This is a genomic window from Slackia sp. (assembly GCF_977041755.1).
Genome location: NZ_CDRRGL010000013.1, coordinates 1 through 19,701, shown reverse-complemented (window position 1 = coordinate 19,701; position 19,701 = coordinate 1). Strand labels below are relative to the sequence as shown.

Below are 19,701 nucleotides of genomic sequence, written 5' to 3'. Positions count from 1 at the left end.
ATATACGCCAGAATGCATGGTGAACTGCTCACTGCGCGAGTGATTGTAGCGAATTTCAACTCGAAAGAGGGCGCTTGTTCTTGAATCTCCACGCGAGGGGCGCGTTAGCGGCTCTCGAGAAGCTCGATCAATTCTGCACGGCTATGCACATCGAGTTTCTCGTAAATATGCCGAATATGAGTGCGCACCGTGGCAGACGAAAGCACGAGTTTTTCTTCGATCGATTTCGCTCCGTGACCTGTGGCCCACAGCATGAAGACCTCGGTCTCGCGCGCGGTGAGGCCGAACTTCTCGGCGACTGCGGCAATGCGTTCATCCATGGTTGGCGCGGGTTTTTCCGCATTGGGCTCGCAGGCTTCCACGTCAAGCTCGCCCTCTTCAACCGGCTCAAACACAAGCGCATTGTCGCGGTCGGAAAACATGAAGCCCGCAATAACGATGAGTATCACGATGGAGCTTACGCAGAACGCCACCATCATGGAAGGAAATGCGAGCGCGGCAATTTCGCCGAGCGCCATGCCAGTATGAATGGCACACCGCCCAACAGCGAAAATCAGAAGCGCCGAAAGCCTCGAGGAACGGGCGATTTCGATGAGCAAGACCCATGTGAGCATATCGATGAACATCGAGCCGGCCGAAGCGGCGAAGTACGCTGTTGCCGAGTCGGGCTCGTTGAATACCGTAAGCGCCGCAACGCCCAGCGCAAAAAGCGGCGCCGCCGTTCTATAAAGCGGCCCGAGCTTGAAGCTCGTGTGGGGCAAAAAGAGACTGTATACAAGAAAAATGGCCGCAATCGCGAACGTCGATGCCGCCACAATAAAGGGGTCATGGTATACAGCCGGCGCTTCGGCGCCCGTATACGTGCGCAGGCCGCCGCTCACTACCATAGTCAGAAGAATGCCCGCAAGCGCGCGAGATGAAAACGGGCCGCACAGCAAGTCTTTAATATCACGAAACGCGTTAACGCCCTCGGGGCTTTTTGCCGCATGCGAGCGAAGCGTGAATGGATGGGGCCCGCGATTGGGGCACATCGCCATCATGCAAACCGAAAGCAGGGGCAAGAAAGCAACGATCACGCCCGAAAGAGGAGCGGGAATGAGCGAAATCAGGCCATACAGCACGCCCGCAAGCATGAATGATCCGGCGGTGAGCCCCGCAGCCTCGCGCGCGTCGAGCGTGCAGAACAAAACGCCCCACCCAAGGGCGAGCAGGGGAGTCGAAAGCCCCGGCAAAAGAGCGCCAAGCATAAGCGACGCAGTAGCGCTCTCGATAACCTCGGTCGCATAGAACATCGACCCGAATGCCGACACCATGGCCGCAGCCCAAAGAATGTTGATCGAACGCCCGGCGCGCTCGAGCCTGTCGTGATTGAATATGGCTATCGCGAAAGTCACGCACCCAGCCAGGCCCGAAATGATATGCAACCACGTAATGGCGGTTTCGTCTCCATTGGAAAAAGAGACCACGGTCGCAGAATTAAACGACAAATAAACCCATGTCCAATACAGGCCAAACCCTAGAAACCACGCTTTGCTCGCGCGGGTATGATTCGATGAATGCGCCAAGGCCGCCCTCCCAAGCGTCGGCTTTTCGTAATCGGTACTTTATCACGACAAAGCGCGCGTTTTTCCCACGTTGCTGCGCTATGCAATCATCCATGGCTCCTACCAGGCCTTTTATGTATTCTGATGATAAAATCAACAGTAATTGATGATATGAAATGCTCCAATTCCCATGAGAAATGGACAATTCCCATCGATGGAATTGTCCATCGAAGATGCCAAGATGCATACCAGACGACAGGCGAGGGGCCTGTCAAACATGTCATCAGGGAGGATGCATCATGGGTATCGAAACCAAGGGAATGTCGCGTCGTTCGTTCCTCAGCGCAGGCGCGGTTGTTGCCGCTGGCGCTGCTTTCGCGGGCCTGGCAGGCTGCTCGCCTTCGGGCGAAACGAAGGCCGCCGAAAGCACGGGAACTGCTGCAGCCGGCGAAACCCGCGACCTCGGGTCCGCTTCTTTTGAGCTTACCGCCGACACCAAGCAGGCCGACGAGACCAAAGAAGTCGACATCGTCGTTGTCGGTTCCGGAATGGGCGGTTTTTCTGCCGCGCTCACGGCAATTGAGGAAGGCGCGAAGAGCGTTGTGCTTCTCGAAAAGAACAATTCGCTCGGCGGATCCACCAATATGGCCGAATGCCCGGCAGGCGCACGTCCGTTTGAATACACCGAAGAAGAAGCTCGCGCAGCAGCCGCAGGCGCGCAGGCCGACAGCTATGGCGTGAGCGACCCCATGCTTCTTTACAGCATGTTCCATGACGCGAAGGAAAACTTTAGCTGGCTGTTCGACACGCACGGCGTTGGCTGGACGAAGCAGGGCGAGGCTCCCGCGTTCTACGAGGGCGGCAATGGCAAAATCGCCATCGAGAAGCTCGCTGCTGCCGCTGAAAAGGAAGACGGCCTCGAGGTGCTCACCGAAACTCCGGCGACGCAGCTGTTGCTTTCCGATGAATACACGGTAGAAGGCGTGCGCGCCAAGACGAAGGACGGCAAATACGTCGATTACAAAGCCAAGGCCGTCGTGCTCGCAACGGGCGGCATGTCCACGAACAAGACCCTTCTCGCCGGCTACACGAGCCAAGATCTTGATAAGACGATTGGCTGGGGCCAGGGCCAAGACGGTGACGGCCACCTGATGGCAGAGCAGACCGCCCACGGCCGCGCGAATCACCTCACGGTCGACTCCCTGTTCAATAACGTGAAAGATTTCAGCTATGACAGCGCCCTTGGCGTATGCGTCGCCATGCAGCCGAGCAATTTCTGGGTGAACCAGGATGGCCTGCGTTTCATGAACGAGAACATTTCTTCGACCGCCGTTTCTGGCAAGGTTGTTGAAACTCAGGGTAGCGTGTGGTCAATCGTCGACGCCGACGGCATTCAGAAATACGCCGAAGGCGGCTGCCAGCGTCATTACTCGGGCTTCGCCGACAAGCTCGTAGGCAACGCAATCGATGGCCTGCAGGACGAAGTCGACAAGGCGGTCTCTGGCAACGACGAGTGCTTCAAGGCCGATACCATCGCCGATCTCGCCAAGAAAATTGGCGTCGATGCCGATAACTTGGCCGACGAAATCGAGAAATACAACACGGGCACCGATGCCGAATGGGGTAAAGAGTCAGAAAATATGTGGCCCATCGCGACCGCGCCGTTCTACGCCTTCCGCATTTCCTCGGGCATGTTGAATACCTCGGGCGGCATTCGCATCAATACCAACGCCCAGGTCGTCGACGATCGCTATAAGCCCATCGCTGGTCTCTACGCTGCTGGCGTTTGCACGAGCGGCTGGGACGGCGAGGTGTACGGCAACGGCACCTGCCAGGCGAACGCGCTGTTCTGCGGCCGTACCGCGGCAAAGCACATTGTCAAGAACCTGCTCTAGCATCCTTGAGGGCCCGCTTATTTGAAGAACTACCACTTTTTGCGGCGCATAAAGTGGTAGTTCCGGGCCCAAACGCTGCGAAGAAGCAATCCAGTAACTTAGCCTCCCATCATGGCCGTCCTTCGGGGCGGCCATGATTCGTTTCGGCGCCGAATGCGATTCTGAGTTTTGTTCAAAAAAGCCCTCGAATGTGGCATTCATTTCGTTATAGTTTCACTATTCGAATAACGAGGGAAAGAAACTCAACAAAAAGCCCAGTTCAGATTCTTGAACACATTCCAGGGGAAACGGCGCGGTTGAAAAATGCCACATTCGAGCACGCTTTTCGACAAGAACCCCACATGAGCCCTCGCTCGTCCCAAAGGGACGCACCATACGAAGAAACTTACGAAGATAGGAGTCCCCATGACCGCTTGGTCCCTTTACGATGAACTGATTGACGCCATACCTTCGGGCATTACTGTGCACGATTACTGCCTTGGCGCGCATTGGACTTACATCGTGGCCGATTGCGGCATGGGCCTCGCCAAAACGGTGCGCGGAGGCGGCAAGGATCGATTCAAGCAAAGCCCCGTCGACGTCGACCTGAAAACACTTGCGGCGTTGGCCAAATCGTGGAACTGGCTCGAAGCGAGCCTCGGGGTCGCGGCAATCAATGCCTATTATGCGACCCCCGACAATATTGAGTCCCTCGGTGGCACGATCGACGAGGGCGTTGCGGAAAGCGGCGATGCGAGCAATCCCTTCCATCGCCTGAAAGGTCGCTATACGGGCCGCAAAGTTGCCGTCGTGGGCCATTTCCCAAACGTCGATGAAATGCGCAAAGTCGCTCAGGTAACGGTGCTTGAGCGCAATTGCACATCGCCCACCGACACGCCCGACCCCGCATGCGAATACATCTTGCCCGATCAAGACTACGTTTTCATCACGGGAACGACGCTCACCAACAAGACGATGCCGCGCCTGCTGGAGCTCTCGCACGAATCGAAGCTGTACGTTCTGGGCCCGAGCGTCGTGCCTGCACAGGCCTTCTTCGAGCGGGGCGTGAACGGTTTGGCCGGAAGCGTCGTTGTGGACGCTAAAGCGGCTCGAGCCGCCGTCAAAGGCGGCAGTAAAGCACAATGGCGCGCAGGAATTAAGAAATTTATGATTGAGGCCTAGATTCCCGGCATGGTAGAAGACATAGAGCCTCCTGCACGGTAAAGGCTCGAGCACGAAGGTCGGAACGGAGGCCTTTCATCGTGGCCGAAGCAGAAAGCCCTAACGCGACCGGCTGGTGGAGCATGCCAATACGACCCAATCACAGCGCAGGTTCTTAACGCAGAAACGCCGCTCAATTGAGCGGCGTTCCTTGTCAGTGCTCCTTATTGCCCTAAGGAGAGTGGCGAAATGGCATGCCAAGGGGGTGGAGCAGAGGCCATTCGCCTTCCGGATAAACAAGTTAAGGGCAACATCCGGGGAATGGGCGGGGCGGCAGTGCGCCAAGGGGGTGGGGCGCATGGCGCCGCCCGCCTCTCGAGTTAGCGAATCGTTGAAGAAGCGAAGGAAGAGAAGGCTTCTTCGAGTCCGATATGCTGAGCGGAAAGGGGGTGCCCGCCCAGCGTCTCGGTCGCTTTCAAGGTGGATGTTAACCACGGGTAAGTTTATACAGGCTAAGTTAACCCGTGTCAACACTTTTTCGAAAGAAAGTTTCCTATGGTGAATAATTTCGTCGAAACGCTCCGCAACCCATATTTCATACACGATTGTTTCGACCATGTTAATTCGTCTAACAATTACATGGATTGAGCCGCCAATAGCCAAAAGACTTTAGCATGCGACAGTGCGCGGGTGTAAAGTAGAGGCATATTGAACGTACGTGTTGAAGGAGCAACCATGACAGTCGAGAAGAAAGACCTTGACTGGGGCAGCCTCGATTTCGGCTACCGCAAAACCGACTATAGCTATGTCGCCAATTGGAAAGACGGCGAATGGGGCGAAGGCGGCCTTACCGCCGATCATGAAATCCACCTTTCCGAGTGCGCTGGCATTTTTCATTATTGCCAGGAGGTCTTCGAGGGCCTCAAGGCATACACCACCGAAGATGGCTCCATCGTATGTTTCCGCCCCGATATGAACGCTGAGCGCATGTACAACTCCGCCCAGCGTCTCGAGATGCCCGGCTTCCCGCAAGAGCGTTTCATTGAAGCCGTGAAGCAGGTTGTGAAGGCGAACGCCGCGTGGGTCCCGCCGTTTGGTTCTGGTGCCACGCTGTATGTTCGCCCGTTCATGATTGGCTCTGGCGAGGTTATCGGCGTTGCTCCCGCACCGGAATACCAGTTCCGCATCTTGGTAACTCCCGTCGGGCCTTACTTCAAGGGTGGCTTGAAGCCCATCACGATTCGCATTTCTGAATACGACCGCGCTGCCCCACACGGCACCGGCAACATCAAGGCTGGCCTGAACTACGCCATGTCGTTGCGCCCCATCATGGAAGCGCATCGCCAGGGCTATGCCGAGAACCTGTACCTTGATTCCGAGACGCGCACCTATGTTGAGGAAACTGGCGGAGCAAACGTGCTGTTTGTCAAGGCCGATGGCACGCTCGTTGTGCCGAAGTCGCACACCGACTCGATTCTGCCCTCCATCACGCGCCGCTCGCTCGTACAGGTCGCCAAAGACCTCGGCATGAACGTCGAAGAGCGCTTCGTCGAGTGGGCTGAAGTCGCTTCTGGCGCATTCGTCGAATGCGGCCTGTGCGGAACCGCCGCCGTTATTTCCCCTGTCGGCCAGATCGACAACAAGGTCTATGGCGCCAATGAGGAGGTCACCTTCCCGAATGGCAAAGACGAAATCGGTCCCGTGATGAAGAAGCTTCGCGAAACCCTCACGGGCATTCAAGATGGCGCTCTGGAAGACAAGCACGGCTGGGTCTGCAAGATCGACGTCGACTAGCTCGAATCGTAGACAAGCTTGCCTGAAAGCCGCCCTTCGGGGCGGCTTTCTCATATCCTCGCCTCTTCCCGCCCAGACTGCGCGATATCGCTCGACACAGCTCGCTACAGCTTCGCCCCACGGGCTTCGCTATGCGCTCGCTTGGCAGTGTTCACTTTAAAAAGGAAAAAGCAAAACGAACACTGACGCCATGCAATATCGCGCGGTCTGGATGGAAAACGCTGCATCGCAAAGCTCACGCAAACACTAAACCGCCAAACGAAATCACGCCATCACTCATGACCTCGAAGCTTTATGTATTCCAGCAACGCGTCAAAGAGCATACAGTAGAACGAAGACCGGGCAACAAGAAAAGAGCCACCCTACGGGGTGGCTCTGTAATCGATTGCGCGTATGCGAATCTTATTTATCCCACGTCTTGGGGTCGACCGTCTGGCCAGCCTTAGCCATGTTGCGGAATTCAGAAGCAGCGGTAAACATAACGTCGGAAGCGGAATTCAACGCAGTCTCGCAGGAGTCCTGAATAACACCGATGATGAAGCCAACGCCGACAACCTGCATCGCGATGTCGTTCGGAATGCCGAACAGCGAGCAAGCCAGAGGAATAAGCAGCAGAGAGCCGCCAGCGACGCCCGAAGCGCCGCACGCAGACACGGCAGCGAGCACCGAGAGAATAACCGCAGTCGGAATGTCGACCGAAATACCCAGCGTGTTAGCCGCGGCGAGCGCCATAACGGTAATAGTCACCGCAGCACCGCCCATGTTGATGGTCGCGCCCAGCGGAATGGAAACGCCGTAGGTGTCTTTGTTGAGGTGCAGCTTCTGGCACAGCGTCATGTTCACCGGAATGTTCGCGGCGGAGCTGCGAGTAAAGAACGCGGTAAGGCCAGACTCACGCAGGCAACGAAGAACGAGCGGGTAGGGGTTCGTCTTAGCAATAACGCCAATCATAATGGGGTAGGCGACAAGCGCGACGAAGAACATGCAGCCCACGAGCACGGCCAAAAGCAAACCATACTCGGTGAAAATCTCGATGCCGTTGGTGGAAACCGCATCGTAGACCAAGCCGAAAATACCGAACGGGGCGAAGCTGATGATCCAGCGAACGACCGTTGCAATTGCGTCGGAGATGTTCGTGAAAACAGCCTTGGTAGCCTCGGTCGCTGCGCGCAACGCAACGCCAATCAAAATGCCCCATGCAAGAATGCCCAGGTAATTCGCGTTGGCGAGCGAATCGACAGGGTTCGCGACAACATTCATGAGCAGCGTCTCAAGAACCTCGGTAATGCCCGAAGGCGCCGCCTTCTCGGCAGCCTCAACGCCCGAAAGCGTGAGCTCGATAGGGAACAGCTGAGACGCGATAACCGCAACCAGCGCCGAGATGAACGTGCCGAACACATACATAATGATGATGGTCTTCATGGATCCATCGGCATGGGCATTCGCCAAGGCGGCAATAACCAGGAAGAAAACCAGAATAGGAGCCACGGCCTTCAACGCACCAACAAACAGGCTGCCAAGAATGGTGATGCCCGCGATGGGCGAAGTGCCATCCATGTTCGGGAAAATGACGCCAAGAATAGCGCCAATGATCAGGAATACGAGGATTCGCTTGATCAGGCTGATATCGTTCCACTTGTTCCACAGGGTTTTCAAGGGGAACTCCTTTCTTCTCGTGCGGTGCGCGTCGGGGCCGCTCCTGCTTCGCGTGGCGACCTTCTTTTGATGGAGGGGCTTCGACGAGCGCCTTTTGTTGATTACAAAATGGTAACCGCTTCATCGCGCTAAAGCGCCAACTTTCTTACATTGCCAGAAATGCGGCGGAATGCGCGCTGCGAGCGGAAACCAATAAGATGGGGCGTACGAATGCCGTAAAATTGCAGGCATGCAGAGATGACGCGGTACGTCTAGCTTCCTTCGCCCAAGGGAGTTTTGGAAGACCTCGACGCATTGGATAAAATCGGTTCGCGATGTATGCGAGAGTCCGACATAGCGGGCGGCGCAATCGCTCGTTCGCGCCGCCCGTGAAAAAGCTTACGCCGCGTCAGGCACATCGACGTCTTTGCCAGCGTCGGGGTCGTTATATACATCCATGTTGATGCGACCAGCTTGCTTGGCAACAACCGTCGTGCACACTGCATCGCCCGTAATATTCACAGCCGTACGCGTCATATCGAGAATACGGTCGATGCCCATGATGAGCGCGATACCTTCGAGCGGCAGACCGACCGAATTGAACACCATCGAAAGTGTGATGAGGCCAACCGAAGGAACGCCCGCGGTTCCGATAGAGGCAAGCGTTGCGGTAGCGATAACCGTGGCGTATTCAACGGGGCCCAGTGGCACGCCGAACAACTGCGCGGTGAACACGACGGCGACGCCCTGCATGATAGACGTGCCGTCCATATTGATGGTCGCGCCCAAAGGAATGGTGAACGAAGAAATGCGGCGATCGACGCCCATTTTGCGCTCGAGCGTTTCCATATTGAGAGGGATGGTCGCGTTCGAGGTTGCCGTTGAGAACGCGAACGCCATAACGGGGAAGAACTTCTTCAGGAACATGATGGGACTCACGCGCGCGAGCAGCCACAGCATGATCATGTACACGACGAGGCACTGCACCGCAAGCGCGAGCAGCACGCCGAGCATGTATTTCACCATGGGCACGAACGCCTCAAAACCCACATTCGCAAACGTGCGGGAAAGCAGACAGAACACGCCGATAGGGGCGACGTACATGACGATAGAGGTCATCTTCATCATGATGTCGTTGAACTGCTCAAAGAAGCGGTGCACCGTTTCAACCTTGCGGCCCATGATGGAGATGATAATGCCCACGAACAGCGCGAAAAAGATGACAGCGAGCATATCGCCCGAGGCCAACGCGTTAATGGGGTTCTTCGGAATAATCGAGAGCAACGTGTCGGCGACCGTCTGATTGTTGCTTTGCGCCTTATCGAGGCTCGAGGTGTCGCTCACTAGAATGGAGGACATATCGACGCCGAGCCCGGGATTGAGCAGGTTGCCCATGCATAAAGCGACAGCAATAGCGAGCGCAGTCGTGCACAGATAGAAGACGAGCGTTTTCACGCCAATCGTGCCGAGCGTCTTCGTGTCGCCGATAGATGCCGCGCCGCACACGATGGAGCAGAACACAAGCGGCACAACAAGCATTTGCATAAGACGAATGAAGCCCTGGCCCACGACATAGAAGATGCCGTTCACGAAAATGTCGTCACGCACGGTTCCCGCAGGAATGACGTAATGGAAAATAACGCCGCACACGATGCCGAGCGCAAGCGCGATAAGAATGACTGACGTAAGGCCCAGCTTGCGCTGCTTCTTGCCGGCAGTTTGGTTTTCTTTGGTCATGGTCGACCTTTCTATGGGCTATTCGGCGAGCAGGCCGTGGGCGCCCAGGTAGTTTTTCACATCGTCTTGCCACGAAGGCATGGAATACACACCCGTAAGGCGCATCATGAGGTTATCGAGCTCAATGCGATAGGCCTCGGCGGGATCTTGGCGACCAACAAGCGTCGTGGTAGGAACGCCTGCCAAATCGCACACGTGCTTCGCGAATTCAAAACGGCTGCACAAGCCCTTATCGGCCGCATGGAACGTGCCGAATTCGTCGCATTCAAGCGCAGCGACGATGAACTCGGCCAATGTGTCGACCGACGTGGGACTCGCGTATTGGTTCGTAGGCACTTCCACGGTTTGGCCTTCGCGGCATGCTTTCAGCAGACGCGCGATAAGATCGTCTTCATTGGCCGTATATACCCAGCTTGAGCGTACGATAATGTGACGAGAGCACAGCTCGCGAACCAAACGCTCGCCCGCTTCTTTCGACTTGCCGTAAATATGAGGAGGCAGGGTTTTGTCGAACTCGTTGATGGGGTGGGCGATAACGCCAGGGAACAGGTCATCGGTCGAAAGATGCACAAGCGTTGCGGCAGAACTCGTCGCGGCGATGGCCAAATTGCGCGCGCCGAGCGCATTGACCTTGTAGGCCAAATCGGGGTTCGCCTCGGCGTCTTCTTTACGCGCCATGGCAGCGCAGTTAATAATGATTTCGGGGCGATAGGTGTCGGCATGCTGCACGACCGTGGTGAGATCGGTAATGTCGACTTCGATGTCGGTTGGAATGATGGTGTAGCGCGAATGGTCGAGCTTATGCTCAATGGCGCGACCTAATCGCCCGCTTGCGCCGGCAATCCATACGACCGTTTTAGGTTCAATGAACATGGGGATCCTTCCAGAAGATTTGGAAACTGGAAAAGTATACGCCACTTTTGCATGCTAAAGCGCTTCGATGCCATTTTTCTGTACGGAATGCCGGCAACTTCACTCGCATTCATTCCCAGACAGCCCGACTTCACTCCGGCATAGGCCCACCTGACATTTGCCTTACTTTCCACGCTCACGCGTCTCTCGCATTCGCCCCGAGTGCCATAATGTATGGCGAAAAGGAGGGCATTATGGTAGAGAACAGCCTACGAGACAAGCGCATTCTGGTGGTTGACGACGAACCTCAACTTCGCCGCATGATTGTGGACGTGCTTCGCGCCGAGGGGTTTTGCGCAATTTCGCAAGCAGGATCAGTCATGGAGGCGCTTGCCGTATTCCGCGAAACAAACCCCCAGCTTGCGCTGCTCGATGTCATGCTACCCGATGGCGACGGCTTTACGCTGTGCGAATACCTGCGGTCGCTTTCCGCAGGCACGCCCTTGCCTGTAATGTTCCTTACGGCGAAAAACGAGACCGAAGATCGCCTCGCGGGATTGCGCACGGGCGCCGACGACTACATTCCAAAGCCTTTTTCGCCTCAGGAACTCGTGCTGCGTGTATGCGCCGTGCTTCGTCGCTGCTATCCCGCCCAACCCGACACGCTTCAGCTCGCAGCGTGCACGCTTGACCTCTCGAACGCAGAAGCCATTCGCCCAAACGGTGAGCGCGTATCGCTCACCGTGAAAGAGCGCGATATTCTCACGGCGCTCGCACGCAATGCGAACCGCATTGTCACGAGCGAGGCGCTATGCGACGCCGCCTGGGGCGACAGCTTCGGGTACGGGCAATCGCTTATGACGCACATACGCCGCATTCGAGAGAAAATCGAGGCCGACCCCTCGCGTCCCGCATCACTCGTAACGGCGAAGGGCCTTGGATATAAGCTCGTTGTTCAGGGGTAGCGAATGGGATTCTTCAAGAAAAAAGCCCCGGCGCCCACCCGAGATGCAGCCGCCCAATGGCGCATCAATCGCACGCGCCGCCAAAGCTTCGCGCCTGCGTATTTCGCGAAACAGGCCTTCTTATTCATCGGTCTTACGATACTGGTGTTCTTCGTCGACATCGCTCTATATATCGTTTTCCAATTCGCGATTTACAACAACCACGATTACGACGGATCGCCCACCAGCACGACTTTTGAGGTCACCGACAACCTTTCGGCAACAAAGGACGAAAGCGGCGCGACGGTCTACAAGCTTCCCGACAATACCGCCTCGTGGCTCGACCAGCAAAATGCCTGGGCGATGCTCGTGGGAAATGACGGGGAAGTCCTCTGGAGCCACAATGCGCCCCCGGAAATCGCGAATCACACCTACACTCAAAACGACATCGCAAATGCCGCACGCACGTTCTACCTCGAAAACTACCCAACATTCTTCGGGACGAACCGTGACGATGGCACCGTTATCGTAGGATATCCCACAGACGAGTATGTGGCGTTTCCCATCAATTACATGGGAAACCGCGAGCTCGTCGCGATGATTGTTCTGGGGGTAGTCCTTATCTACCTTGACGCTCTCATCTTCTTTATGGTGTATAGCTTATCCAGGCGTCGTATGCTTAAGGCAATCACACCCGCTGTAGAGGCTCTCGACGATTTAGCCCACGGAGTGCCAACGCATATGGAAATGAAAGGGCCCCTGGCCGATATTGCGGAAAGCGTCAACGCCGCGAGCGCGATCATCCAGCATAAAGACGAAGCCCGCAAGCGATGGGTTTCAGGCGTAAGCCACGACGTGCGCACGCCGCTCGCCATTTCGATGGGGCATGCGGAACGCATCGCGAACGCGACGAACGCGCCGGCTGAGGTGAGGGAATCGGGCGAGGTCATAGTTCGCCAGAACGAACGCATTCGCGACTTGGTCGAAGACCTCAATATCGTCTCGAAGCTCGAATACGATTCGCAGCCCATGAACATCGAGACCATCCAGGTGGCTCCTTTCGCCCGCGGCATTGTGGCCGATTACCTCAATACGGGCATCGATGTGCAATATGACCTTGAGTTCTTCGATACCCCCACCGTGCAAGAATGCGCCATACAGGGCGATGAACGCCTGTTACGTCGAGCCGTACGAAACCTTATCGACAACGCGATGCGGCACAATGGCGAAGGGTGCAAAATCGCCCTCTCGCTCGATGTCGAGCCTTCAAACATGCTCGCGCTAACCGTTGCCGACAACGGACGAGGCTGCGACACGTCGCGCATAGGAGCCCTTATGGCGCAGGCGTCAACGCCTGATGCGAGTTACGACGCCCATGGCTTGGGACTCACGCTCGTGAGCCGCATTTCAATCATGCATGGAGGCTACGTGTCGTTTGCAAGCGAACCTAAGCGAGGATTCACAGCGACGATGCGCATACCCATCGCAATGCGTCAGAACGACCCGCCGCAAGCCAAATAACGCGAAAGTCAGGCAAATGTAAGATAGGCGCAAGGGCGCCGAAAGAAGCGTTTCGTACCTTTGGATTATCAGATAAACCGAAGGAAGGAAACGCCATGGGCCATGTGCTTGAGGTCGACAACATCGTAAAGCAATACGGGAAATCGAAGAAGAATTCGGGGGCGGCAACCCTCGCACTCGCAGGAGTCAGCTTCTTCGTCGATGCGGGAGAGTTCGTTGCCATCATGGGCCCTTCGGGGTCGGGCAAATCGACGTTGCTCAATTGCATCTCGACGATCGACGCCCCGACCTCGGGGTCGATTCGCGTCGCTGGGCGCGACGTCACGAAAATGCGCGGGGGAGAGCTCGCAAAATTCCGCCGCGACCAACTCGGCTTTATATTTCAAGACTCGAATCTGCTCGATACCCTCACCGTGCGCGAGAATATCTCGCTCGCGCTCACGATTCAAAAGAAACCGACGAGCGAGATACCTCCCATGGTCGACGAAATCGCGACGAGGCTGGGCATTACAGAGATTCTGGAGCAATATCCCTACCAAATCTCGGGCGGCCAAAAACAACGCGCCGCAGCAGCGCGCGCGGTCATCACGAAGCCAAGCCTCATTTTGGCCGATGAGCCCACAGGTGCACTCGACTCAAAATCGTCCAAACAGCTGCTCGAAACGTTTTCAACGCTCAACCGCATGGGCTCGACGCTCGTCATGGTGACCCACGACGCCTTCGCGGCAAGCTGGTGCTCGCGCATCATCTTCATTCGCGACGGTGCACTCTATGGCCAAATCCAACGAGGCGCGCTCAACCGCACGCAGTTCTTCGAAACTATCGTTGCCGCGACCACGCAGATGGAAAGCGAGGCCGCCAATGCTCGTTAAACTCGCCTTCGCGAACGTGCGCAAATCGGCGCGCGATTTCGCCGTCTACTTCTTCACGCTCGTGTTGGGCGTGGCGGTTTTCTACGCATTCAATTCCATCGCCGATTCCTCAGCGGTACAAAGCTTGCCAACCGACGTCTCGGAAGTCGTTCAGCTCCTATCTAACATCATTGCAGGCGTATCGGTTTTTATCGCGATTGTGCTTGGCTTTTTGGTGCTCTATGCCAACGCGTTCCTCATTCGACGCCGTAGAGCCGAATTCGGCATGTATTTGACGCTCGGCATGGGGAAGGGGGATTTGCTGAAAATCTCAGCGTGCGAAACGCTTATCGTTGGCGCCGCGTCACTTGCGGTTGGCCTGCTTGCAGGCGTTGCGCTTTCGCAAGCGCTCACATGCTTGTGCCTTTCCATGATGGCTCAGCCAGTCGAGGGCGTAACGCTGTCGTTTTCGACAAAAGCATTCACAATGACCGTCGCAACCTTCGCGGCCATCTTTGCCGTATCGATGTTTTGGAATTCTGCACACCTCGCGAAATCGAAGCTCATCGATCTGCTCGCGGGTTCGCGTAAAAACGATAAACCTCGCCTGCGCAACCTGCCGCTTTCGTTTGCCCTGTTCATTGTCTCGCTGTGCATCATTGGCTATTCATACTCCATGCTGCTGCGAACAGGGCTTCTTGGCGACGATATGTCGAACCTGTTCATAGAAACGGTTCTCGTGAGCGCGGGAACGGTGCTGCTCTTCTTCTCGCTTTCGGGTTTTCTGCTTAAAGCTGCGCAAATGGCGAAGCCACTCTACCTGCGCGGGTTGAACATGTTCTTCCTTCGTCAGCTCGCATCGCGCATCAATTCCACGTTCGTCAGTATGTCGGTTATCGCCATGACGCTCTTCCTCGCGCTTACAAGCGTGTGCGGCGGCATTGGCATCGTCGACGCCATGCAGAAAAACGCCGAGAACGGAATGCGATGCGACGCGTCGTTCACGAGCTATTACGCCATGAATACCTATGACGAGAACGGAAACGTAAGCACGCAATCGCTCGTCAATGGCCTTGTAGAAGAATCGAATTTCGATGCAGCCGTCGGCCTTTCGAAGCATACCGAGCAATATGGGGCCCCGTCTTGGGACAGCATGGTGGAAAATTCCGCGCAAATCAATTTCTACCCGAGCAACGTGTCGTTCGATACGCTGCACGACCTCACGGGCCTCAATCTGCTCGACTCAGTTGGCGCGGGTCTTATAACCCCCGACACGACGAAGCAGAAAGCTTCCCTCATCAAGGTTTCAGACTTCAATGCCGCCCGTGAGCTTTGCGGTCTTGAGCCGGTTACAGTCAACGATGGCGAATGCCTGCTGTGGTCCGACTACGCGACATCGCAGCCGTATCTGACGAGCGTTGCGGCGCAGCAACCGGCAATCTCCATTGGCGACGTGCAGCTTAAGGCGCAGCGCGAAATCGCGACAGACACCATTGAATGCACGAGCGTGAGCACGAGGGCGTTTCAAATTGTCGTTCCCGATGATGCCGTAACAGGCGAGCCGGCCTTTGCGGTTTTCGACGCTCGCATTGCCGATGACATGCAAGAGGAATTTGCCAGCTTCTGCCAAGCATTGTGCGACAGAAACAATGCGGAGGAAGATTCCTGGCCCATGTACATGTATCAAAATGTCGCGGGCGTGCAGGCCAACAGCCACAACCTCACCGCACTTGTGAGCTACCTCGCAATGTATATCGGCTTCATCATGGTCGTGGCATGTGCAGCAATTCTCGCCATACAGCAGCTCTCCGACGCAAGCGATAACGCACGTCGCTACGAACTGCTCGCCAAACTGGGCGCACCGCAGCGCATGATTTCAGGGGCGCTCTTCAAACAGGTGCTCGTTTGTTTCGCGTTTCCCCTGGTCGTAGCGATTGCACATACTATTTGCGCCATGCAGACGGTAAAAGACCTCGTTCTTGTATTCGGCAACTTCAATTTGAGCGCAACCGCGCTTATGACGGCCGCAATCTTTCTTGCGGCGTACGGTATGTATTTCCTCGTAACGTATTTCAGCGCCCGCGCCATCGTTATGCCAAAGCGTTCGTAGCCACGCGAGATTGAGGGTAGGGGAATCCCCGCCCGCGGCTGCGCAGGAACGCGGTCCATTGCGAGTTTGCGTCAACGAATTGATGTATAGGCCCGAGCAATTGCGAGCGCCGCATTGCGCACTTGGTCCTCCGACAATTGAAGATATTGAACGACGTAACGGCTACGGTTCGTTGCGTCGTTTTCGCTTATACTGAATTCTCGAAGCGAGGGCATGCGCACCGAATTTTCAGCGAGGCTTTCGGCGAATCGAGCATCATCGATTTCGGGAAAACCAAGAACGAAATGCAGGCCAGCATCATGCCCCGCGACAGTGAAGCTTCCCTGAGGCAATGCGTCCTTAAGCGTTGCGAGGAAGGCATCACGCACATCGCGGGCATGGGTACGCAAACGATTCACATGCCGTTCAAATTCGCCGCGCTGCATGAAGCGGGCGAGAGCAAGCTGATCAATCGCCGGAACTGTGCATGAATAGAACGCCATCTCGCCTCGATAACGGCGAGCCAAATGGTCGGGTAGCACCATGTAAGCGATGCGAAAAGCCGAGCCGAGGCTTTTTGAAAACGTGTTGGTATATATGACGCGCTCAGAAGCATCGATTCCCTGAAGCGTAGGAATCGGGCGCCCAGCCAGGCGAAACTCGCAGTCGTAATCGTCTTCAATAATATAGCGGCCAGGCACCTCGGTCGCCCAACCGAGCAATTCGTGACGACGACTCACGCTTGTCACGATACCCGTGGGGAACTGGTGGGAAGGCGTGATATGCAGCGTGTCGACGCCCGCCGCACGAACCAAGGCCATCGACACACCCGATGCATCAAGCGGAATAGGGGAAAGGCGCACATTATTTGCTCCATACACCCTGCGAAGCCTTGGATAGCCGGGGTCTTCAACGCCGACGGTTCTGTTTCGGCCAATGAGCTGCACGATAAGGTTGTACAGAGTTTGCGCGCCCGAACCCACCACGATATTCTCGGGCGGAGCTACGAGCCCACGCGTCTGTCGGAGGTATCGCGATATCTCCTCGCGAAGCGCCATACACCCCAAAGGGTCGCTCTCGCCAACGAGCGCAGATGCGGGCTCCTGCGTAAGCGTGTCGCGCAGCGACTTCGACCACGAAGCTAACGGGAAAAGGCTTTCGGGAAGCTGGCCTTTCGACAAATCGAATGCGTATGAGGGCGAAAAGACCGGCTCTTCTTCACCTTTGTGCTCGAATGCATCAGGCATGAAGGTACCCGCGGGTGCGACACCACCCTCCTTCGTAAGGGCGCGAGTATTCGAGCTTGAAATATGCGCAGCGAAATAGCCGCGGCGTGCACGCGATTCGACATAGCCTTCCGCAATGAGCTGGCGATAGGCACCTTCGACCGTGACGATGCTCACCCCCAAATGATCGGCAAGCTTACGCTTTGAAGGGAGTTTTTCACCTGCCGCGATGGAGCCGTTTTCAATGTCGGCACGCATGCAATCGTACAGATACGCGTACAAAGATTCTTCCCCGCGCTGATCCATATCATAGGTAAGCATGGCGCCTGCTTTCAAACTGACCTTATCACTTTAGCTAACTAAAGCAATCTGGTATTAATCTGACCCTAGTAAAACAATGCAAAGTGGTGCTACGAATAATACCAGTAACTCGATAGGATTTCAGGCATTCCAAACAAAGCCCGAAAGGAAGGCCATCATGACTGAAGCTACCGAAAATCGCTCGCAGCTCAACCGCAACCTCGCCCAAATGCTCAAGGGCGGCGTCATCATGGACGTCACCACACCCGAGCAAGCGCACATCGCCGAGGAAGCCGGCGCGTGTGCCGTTATGGCCCTGGAGCGCATTCCTGCAGACATTCGCGCAGCTGGCGGGGTGTCGCGCATGAGCGACCCGAAAATGATCAAGGGCATCCAGGAAGCCGTAAGCATCCCGGTTATGGCGAAATGCCGCATTGGACATTTCGTCGAAGCTCAGATTCTTGAGGCGATTGACATCGACTACATCGACGAGTCTGAGGTGCTTTCGCCCGCCGATGATGTGTACCACATCGACAAAACGAAGTTCGCCGTGCCGTTCGTGTGCGGCGCGCGCGATTTGGGCGAAGCCCTTCGCCGTATCGCCGAGGGGGCATCCATGATTCGCACCAAGGGCGAACCGGGCACGGGCGACGTCGTTCAGGCCGTGACTCACATGCGCGCTATGCAGAGCGAGATTCGCCGCGTGGCAGGTATGGCCGAAGATGAGCTCTTCGAGGCGGCCAAGCAGCTCGGTGTTCCGTATGCCCTGCTCAAGGAAGTGCACGACAACGGCAAACTCCCCGTTGTCAACTTCGCTGCAGGCGGTGTGGCGACCCCGGCCGACGCTGCGCTCATGATGCAGCTCGGCGCCGAGGGCGTCTTCGTGGGCTCCGGCATTTTCAAGAGCGGCAACCCCGCAAAGCGCGCCGCCGCCATCGTGAAGGCCGTCGCGAACTACGCCGATGCAAAACTCATCGCCGAGCTTTCCGAAGATTTGGGCGAAGCCATGGTAGGCATCAACGAAAGTGAAATCGCCCTGCTCATGGCCGAACGCGGCAAATAATCAAGTTACCCGCTCCTTGAATTGCCGCATTCGCGTTCAATGCCTGAGCTCGCACGAACAGCACATTAAGTGCTGTTCGGCTCGTGCGGAAGAACGCGACTCCAGCAATTCAAGGAGCTTCTTTTATTTCAGATTCTTTCGGTAGATTATCTAAAGCGACAATCGGCCCTCGACGGCTGCCCAATACGAGAGCGTGTTGTCCATTCTCGCTATAGGAATCCATTGAAACGTGAAATGGAGAGATTCGCGAGTCGCCCATGGGATTGGATGGCAGCGTCCGCACGAGCCGAACAGCACCTACGTGCTGTTCGTGCGAGCCCAGGCATCGTCTGCCATACGATTCCATAGGCGACTCGCAGATGGAGTTTCGAATATGGCTAAACCTCTTATTGGCGTTCTGGCCGTCCAGGGCGCCTTCATTGAACATGAACATAAGCTTGAGCAGCTTGGCGCGCAATGCGTCGAGCTCCGACAAGCGAGCGACTTGAACCAGCAATTCGATGGCATCGTGCTTCCCGGCGGAGAATCGACCGTGCAAGGCAAGCTGCTTCGCGAACTTGGCATGTTCGACGACCTGCAGGCGCGAATCGCCAGCGGCATTCCGGTGCTTGCGACCTGCGCTGGCATGATTCTGCTTGCGAACGAAGTATCGCAGGGCAAGGGCACGGGCGCCAAATCCCTTTCGACGTTCGCAGAATCGGTCGCTGGCTCCACCCTGCACGTGACCAGCAACACGCCCGATCCAGCTGCGCCGCCCTATTTCGCCACCATGAACATCAAGGTTCGTCGCAACGCATACGGTCGCCAGTTGGGCAGTTTCCGCGCTATCGAGGAATTCAAAGGGCTCGGCGCGGTTCCCATGACATTTATTCGCGGCCCCTTGGTCGAAGAAGTGGGCGAGGGCGTCGAGGTGCTTGCTCGCGTGAACGGCGATATCGTCGCGGTTCGCCAGGGCAACCAGCTTGCGCTTTCATTCCATCCCGAGCTCGATGCCGACAATTCCATTCACCAGCTGTTCTTGGATATGGTTAAGGGCAAGTAGCCATATGCTCCGTGCGCTTTAAGTCTATATCGCTGGCACTTATATCTTAGAGTGGGGCAGGAGACAAT

The 19,701-nt window shown here is 56.2% G+C and carries 14 protein-coding genes; 9 read left to right on the top strand and 5 right to left on the bottom strand.

Annotation, left to right across the window (positions count from 1 at the left end):
- Positions 1–104: 104 nt before the first annotated feature.
- Positions 105–1,487 carry a response regulator transcription factor gene (locus ACWI8T_RS02360; RefSeq protein WP_449137810.1) on the bottom strand — a complete coding sequence of 461 codons (1,383 nt, stop codon included), beginning with the start codon at positions 1,485–1,487 and terminating at the stop codon, positions 105–107.
- A gap of 356 nt (positions 1,488–1,843) precedes the next feature.
- On the opposite strand from ACWI8T_RS02360, the gene ACWI8T_RS02355 reads away from it, so the two are divergent.
- The 3 genes from ACWI8T_RS02355 (at position 1,844) to ACWI8T_RS02345 (ending at position 6,373) form a co-directional block, all read left to right on the top strand.
- Complete coding sequence (locus ACWI8T_RS02355) at positions 1,844–3,439, top strand: FAD-dependent oxidoreductase (protein ID WP_449137809.1); 1,596 nt, start codon at positions 1,844–1,846, stop codon at positions 3,437–3,439.
- Between the two features lie 405 nt (positions 3,440–3,844).
- Positions 3,845–4,600: a Rossmann-like domain-containing protein gene (locus ACWI8T_RS02350; RefSeq protein WP_449137808.1), complete on the top strand. Its 756-nt coding sequence runs from the start codon at positions 3,845–3,847 to the stop codon at positions 4,598–4,600.
- A gap of 714 nt (positions 4,601–5,314) precedes the next feature.
- Complete coding sequence (locus tag ACWI8T_RS02345; RefSeq protein ID WP_449137807.1) at positions 5,315–6,373, top strand: branched-chain amino acid aminotransferase; 1,059 nt, start codon at positions 5,315–5,317, stop codon at positions 6,371–6,373.
- Between the two features lie 402 nt (positions 6,374–6,775).
- On the opposite strand, the gene sstT is transcribed toward ACWI8T_RS02345, so the two are convergent.
- The 3 genes from sstT to ACWI8T_RS02330 all read right to left on the bottom strand — a co-directional run bounded on the left by sstT (position 6,776) and on the right by ACWI8T_RS02330 (position 10,618).
- Positions 6,776–8,029: a serine/threonine transporter SstT gene (sstT, locus tag ACWI8T_RS02340; protein ID WP_288483970.1), complete on the bottom strand. Its 1,254-nt coding sequence runs from the start codon at positions 8,027–8,029 to the stop codon at positions 6,776–6,778.
- Positions 8,030–8,407: 378 nt separating this feature from the next.
- Positions 8,408–9,745: a dicarboxylate/amino acid:cation symporter gene (locus ACWI8T_RS02335; RefSeq protein ID WP_449137806.1), complete on the bottom strand. Its 1,338-nt coding sequence runs from the start codon at positions 9,743–9,745 to the stop codon at positions 8,408–8,410.
- Positions 9,746–9,763: 18 nt separating this feature from the next.
- The gene (locus ACWI8T_RS02330; RefSeq protein WP_281669063.1) at positions 9,764–10,618 is read right to left on the bottom strand and encodes an SDR family oxidoreductase; all 855 of its coding nucleotides are present in this window, start codon (positions 10,616–10,618) and stop codon (positions 9,764–9,766) included.
- Between the two features lie 233 nt (positions 10,619–10,851).
- Here ACWI8T_RS02330 and ACWI8T_RS02325 point away from each other — a divergent pair, with 233 nt between their 5' ends.
- The 4 genes from ACWI8T_RS02325 (at position 10,852) to ACWI8T_RS02310 (ending at position 16,023) form a co-directional block, all read left to right on the top strand.
- Positions 10,852–11,562, top strand: coding sequence for a response regulator transcription factor (locus ACWI8T_RS02325; RefSeq protein ID WP_449137805.1), 711 nt, complete (start codon positions 10,852–10,854; stop codon positions 11,560–11,562).
- Between the two features lie 3 nt (positions 11,563–11,565).
- Entirely contained in the window at positions 11,566–13,062 is a 1,497-nt protein-coding gene (locus ACWI8T_RS02320) for a sensor histidine kinase (RefSeq protein ID WP_449137804.1), read from the top strand.
- Positions 13,063–13,157: 95 nt separating this feature from the next.
- Positions 13,158–13,934 carry an ABC transporter ATP-binding protein gene (locus tag ACWI8T_RS02315; RefSeq protein ID WP_449137803.1) on the top strand — a complete coding sequence of 259 codons (777 nt, stop codon included), beginning with the start codon at positions 13,158–13,160 and terminating at the stop codon, positions 13,932–13,934.
- Positions 13,924–16,023, top strand: a complete 2,100-nt coding sequence (locus tag ACWI8T_RS02310; RefSeq protein WP_449137802.1) for an FtsX-like permease family protein — start codon at positions 13,924–13,926, stop codon at positions 16,021–16,023. Before ACWI8T_RS02315 ends, ACWI8T_RS02310 begins: the two co-directional genes overlap by 11 nt.
- A gap of 71 nt (positions 16,024–16,094) precedes the next feature.
- On the opposite strand, the gene pdxR is transcribed toward ACWI8T_RS02310, so the two are convergent.
- Positions 16,095–17,549 (bottom strand): MocR-like pyridoxine biosynthesis transcription factor PdxR, encoded by a 1,455-nt coding sequence (gene pdxR / locus ACWI8T_RS02305; RefSeq protein WP_449137801.1) that lies wholly within the window; start codon positions 17,547–17,549, stop codon positions 16,095–16,097.
- 157 nt (positions 17,550–17,706) lie between these two features.
- Here pdxR and pdxS point away from each other — a divergent pair, with 157 nt between their 5' ends.
- On the top strand, positions 17,707–18,591 hold the full coding sequence (pdxS, locus tag ACWI8T_RS02300; protein WP_337426527.1) for a pyridoxal 5'-phosphate synthase lyase subunit PdxS: 885 nt from the start codon (positions 17,707–17,709) through the stop codon (positions 18,589–18,591).
- A gap of 373 nt (positions 18,592–18,964) precedes the next feature.
- Complete coding sequence (locus ACWI8T_RS02295; protein WP_449137800.1) at positions 18,965–19,633, top strand: pyridoxal 5'-phosphate synthase glutaminase subunit PdxT; 669 nt, start codon at positions 18,965–18,967, stop codon at positions 19,631–19,633.
- The last annotated feature ends 68 nt before the right edge of the window (positions 19,634–19,701 follow it).

Excerpts from the sequence above, each read along its gene's own strand:
- ACWI8T_RS02355 (WP_449137809.1), top strand. The coding sequence starts at position 1,844 with ATGGGTATCGAAACCAAGGGAATGTCGCGTCGTTCGTTCCTCAGCGCA.
- ACWI8T_RS02350 (WP_449137808.1), top strand. The coding sequence starts at position 3,845 with ATGACCGCTTGGTCCCTTTACGATGAACTGATTGACGCCATACCTTCG.
- ACWI8T_RS02345 (WP_449137807.1), top strand. The coding sequence starts at position 5,315 with ATGACAGTCGAGAAGAAAGACCTTGACTGGGGCAGCCTCGATTTCGGC.
- ACWI8T_RS02335 (WP_449137806.1), bottom strand. The coding sequence starts at position 9,745 with ATGACCAAAGAAAACCAAACTGCCGGCAAGAAGCAGCGCAAGCTGGGC.
- ACWI8T_RS02330 (WP_281669063.1), bottom strand. The coding sequence starts at position 10,618 with ATGTTCATTGAACCTAAAACGGTCGTATGGATTGCCGGCGCAAGCGGG.
- ACWI8T_RS02325 (WP_449137805.1), top strand. The coding sequence starts at position 10,852 with ATGGTAGAGAACAGCCTACGAGACAAGCGCATTCTGGTGGTTGACGAC.
- ACWI8T_RS02320 (WP_449137804.1), top strand. The coding sequence starts at position 11,566 with ATGGGATTCTTCAAGAAAAAAGCCCCGGCGCCCACCCGAGATGCAGCC.
- ACWI8T_RS02315 (WP_449137803.1), top strand. The coding sequence starts at position 13,158 with ATGGGCCATGTGCTTGAGGTCGACAACATCGTAAAGCAATACGGGAAA.
- ACWI8T_RS02310 (WP_449137802.1), top strand. The coding sequence starts at position 13,924 with ATGCTCGTTAAACTCGCCTTCGCGAACGTGCGCAAATCGGCGCGCGAT.
- pdxR (WP_449137801.1), bottom strand. The coding sequence starts at position 17,549 with ATGCTTACCTATGATATGGATCAGCGCGGGGAAGAATCTTTGTACGCG.
- pdxS (WP_337426527.1), top strand. The coding sequence starts at position 17,707 with ATGACTGAAGCTACCGAAAATCGCTCGCAGCTCAACCGCAACCTCGCC.
- ACWI8T_RS02295 (WP_449137800.1), top strand. The coding sequence starts at position 18,965 with ATGGCTAAACCTCTTATTGGCGTTCTGGCCGTCCAGGGCGCCTTCATT.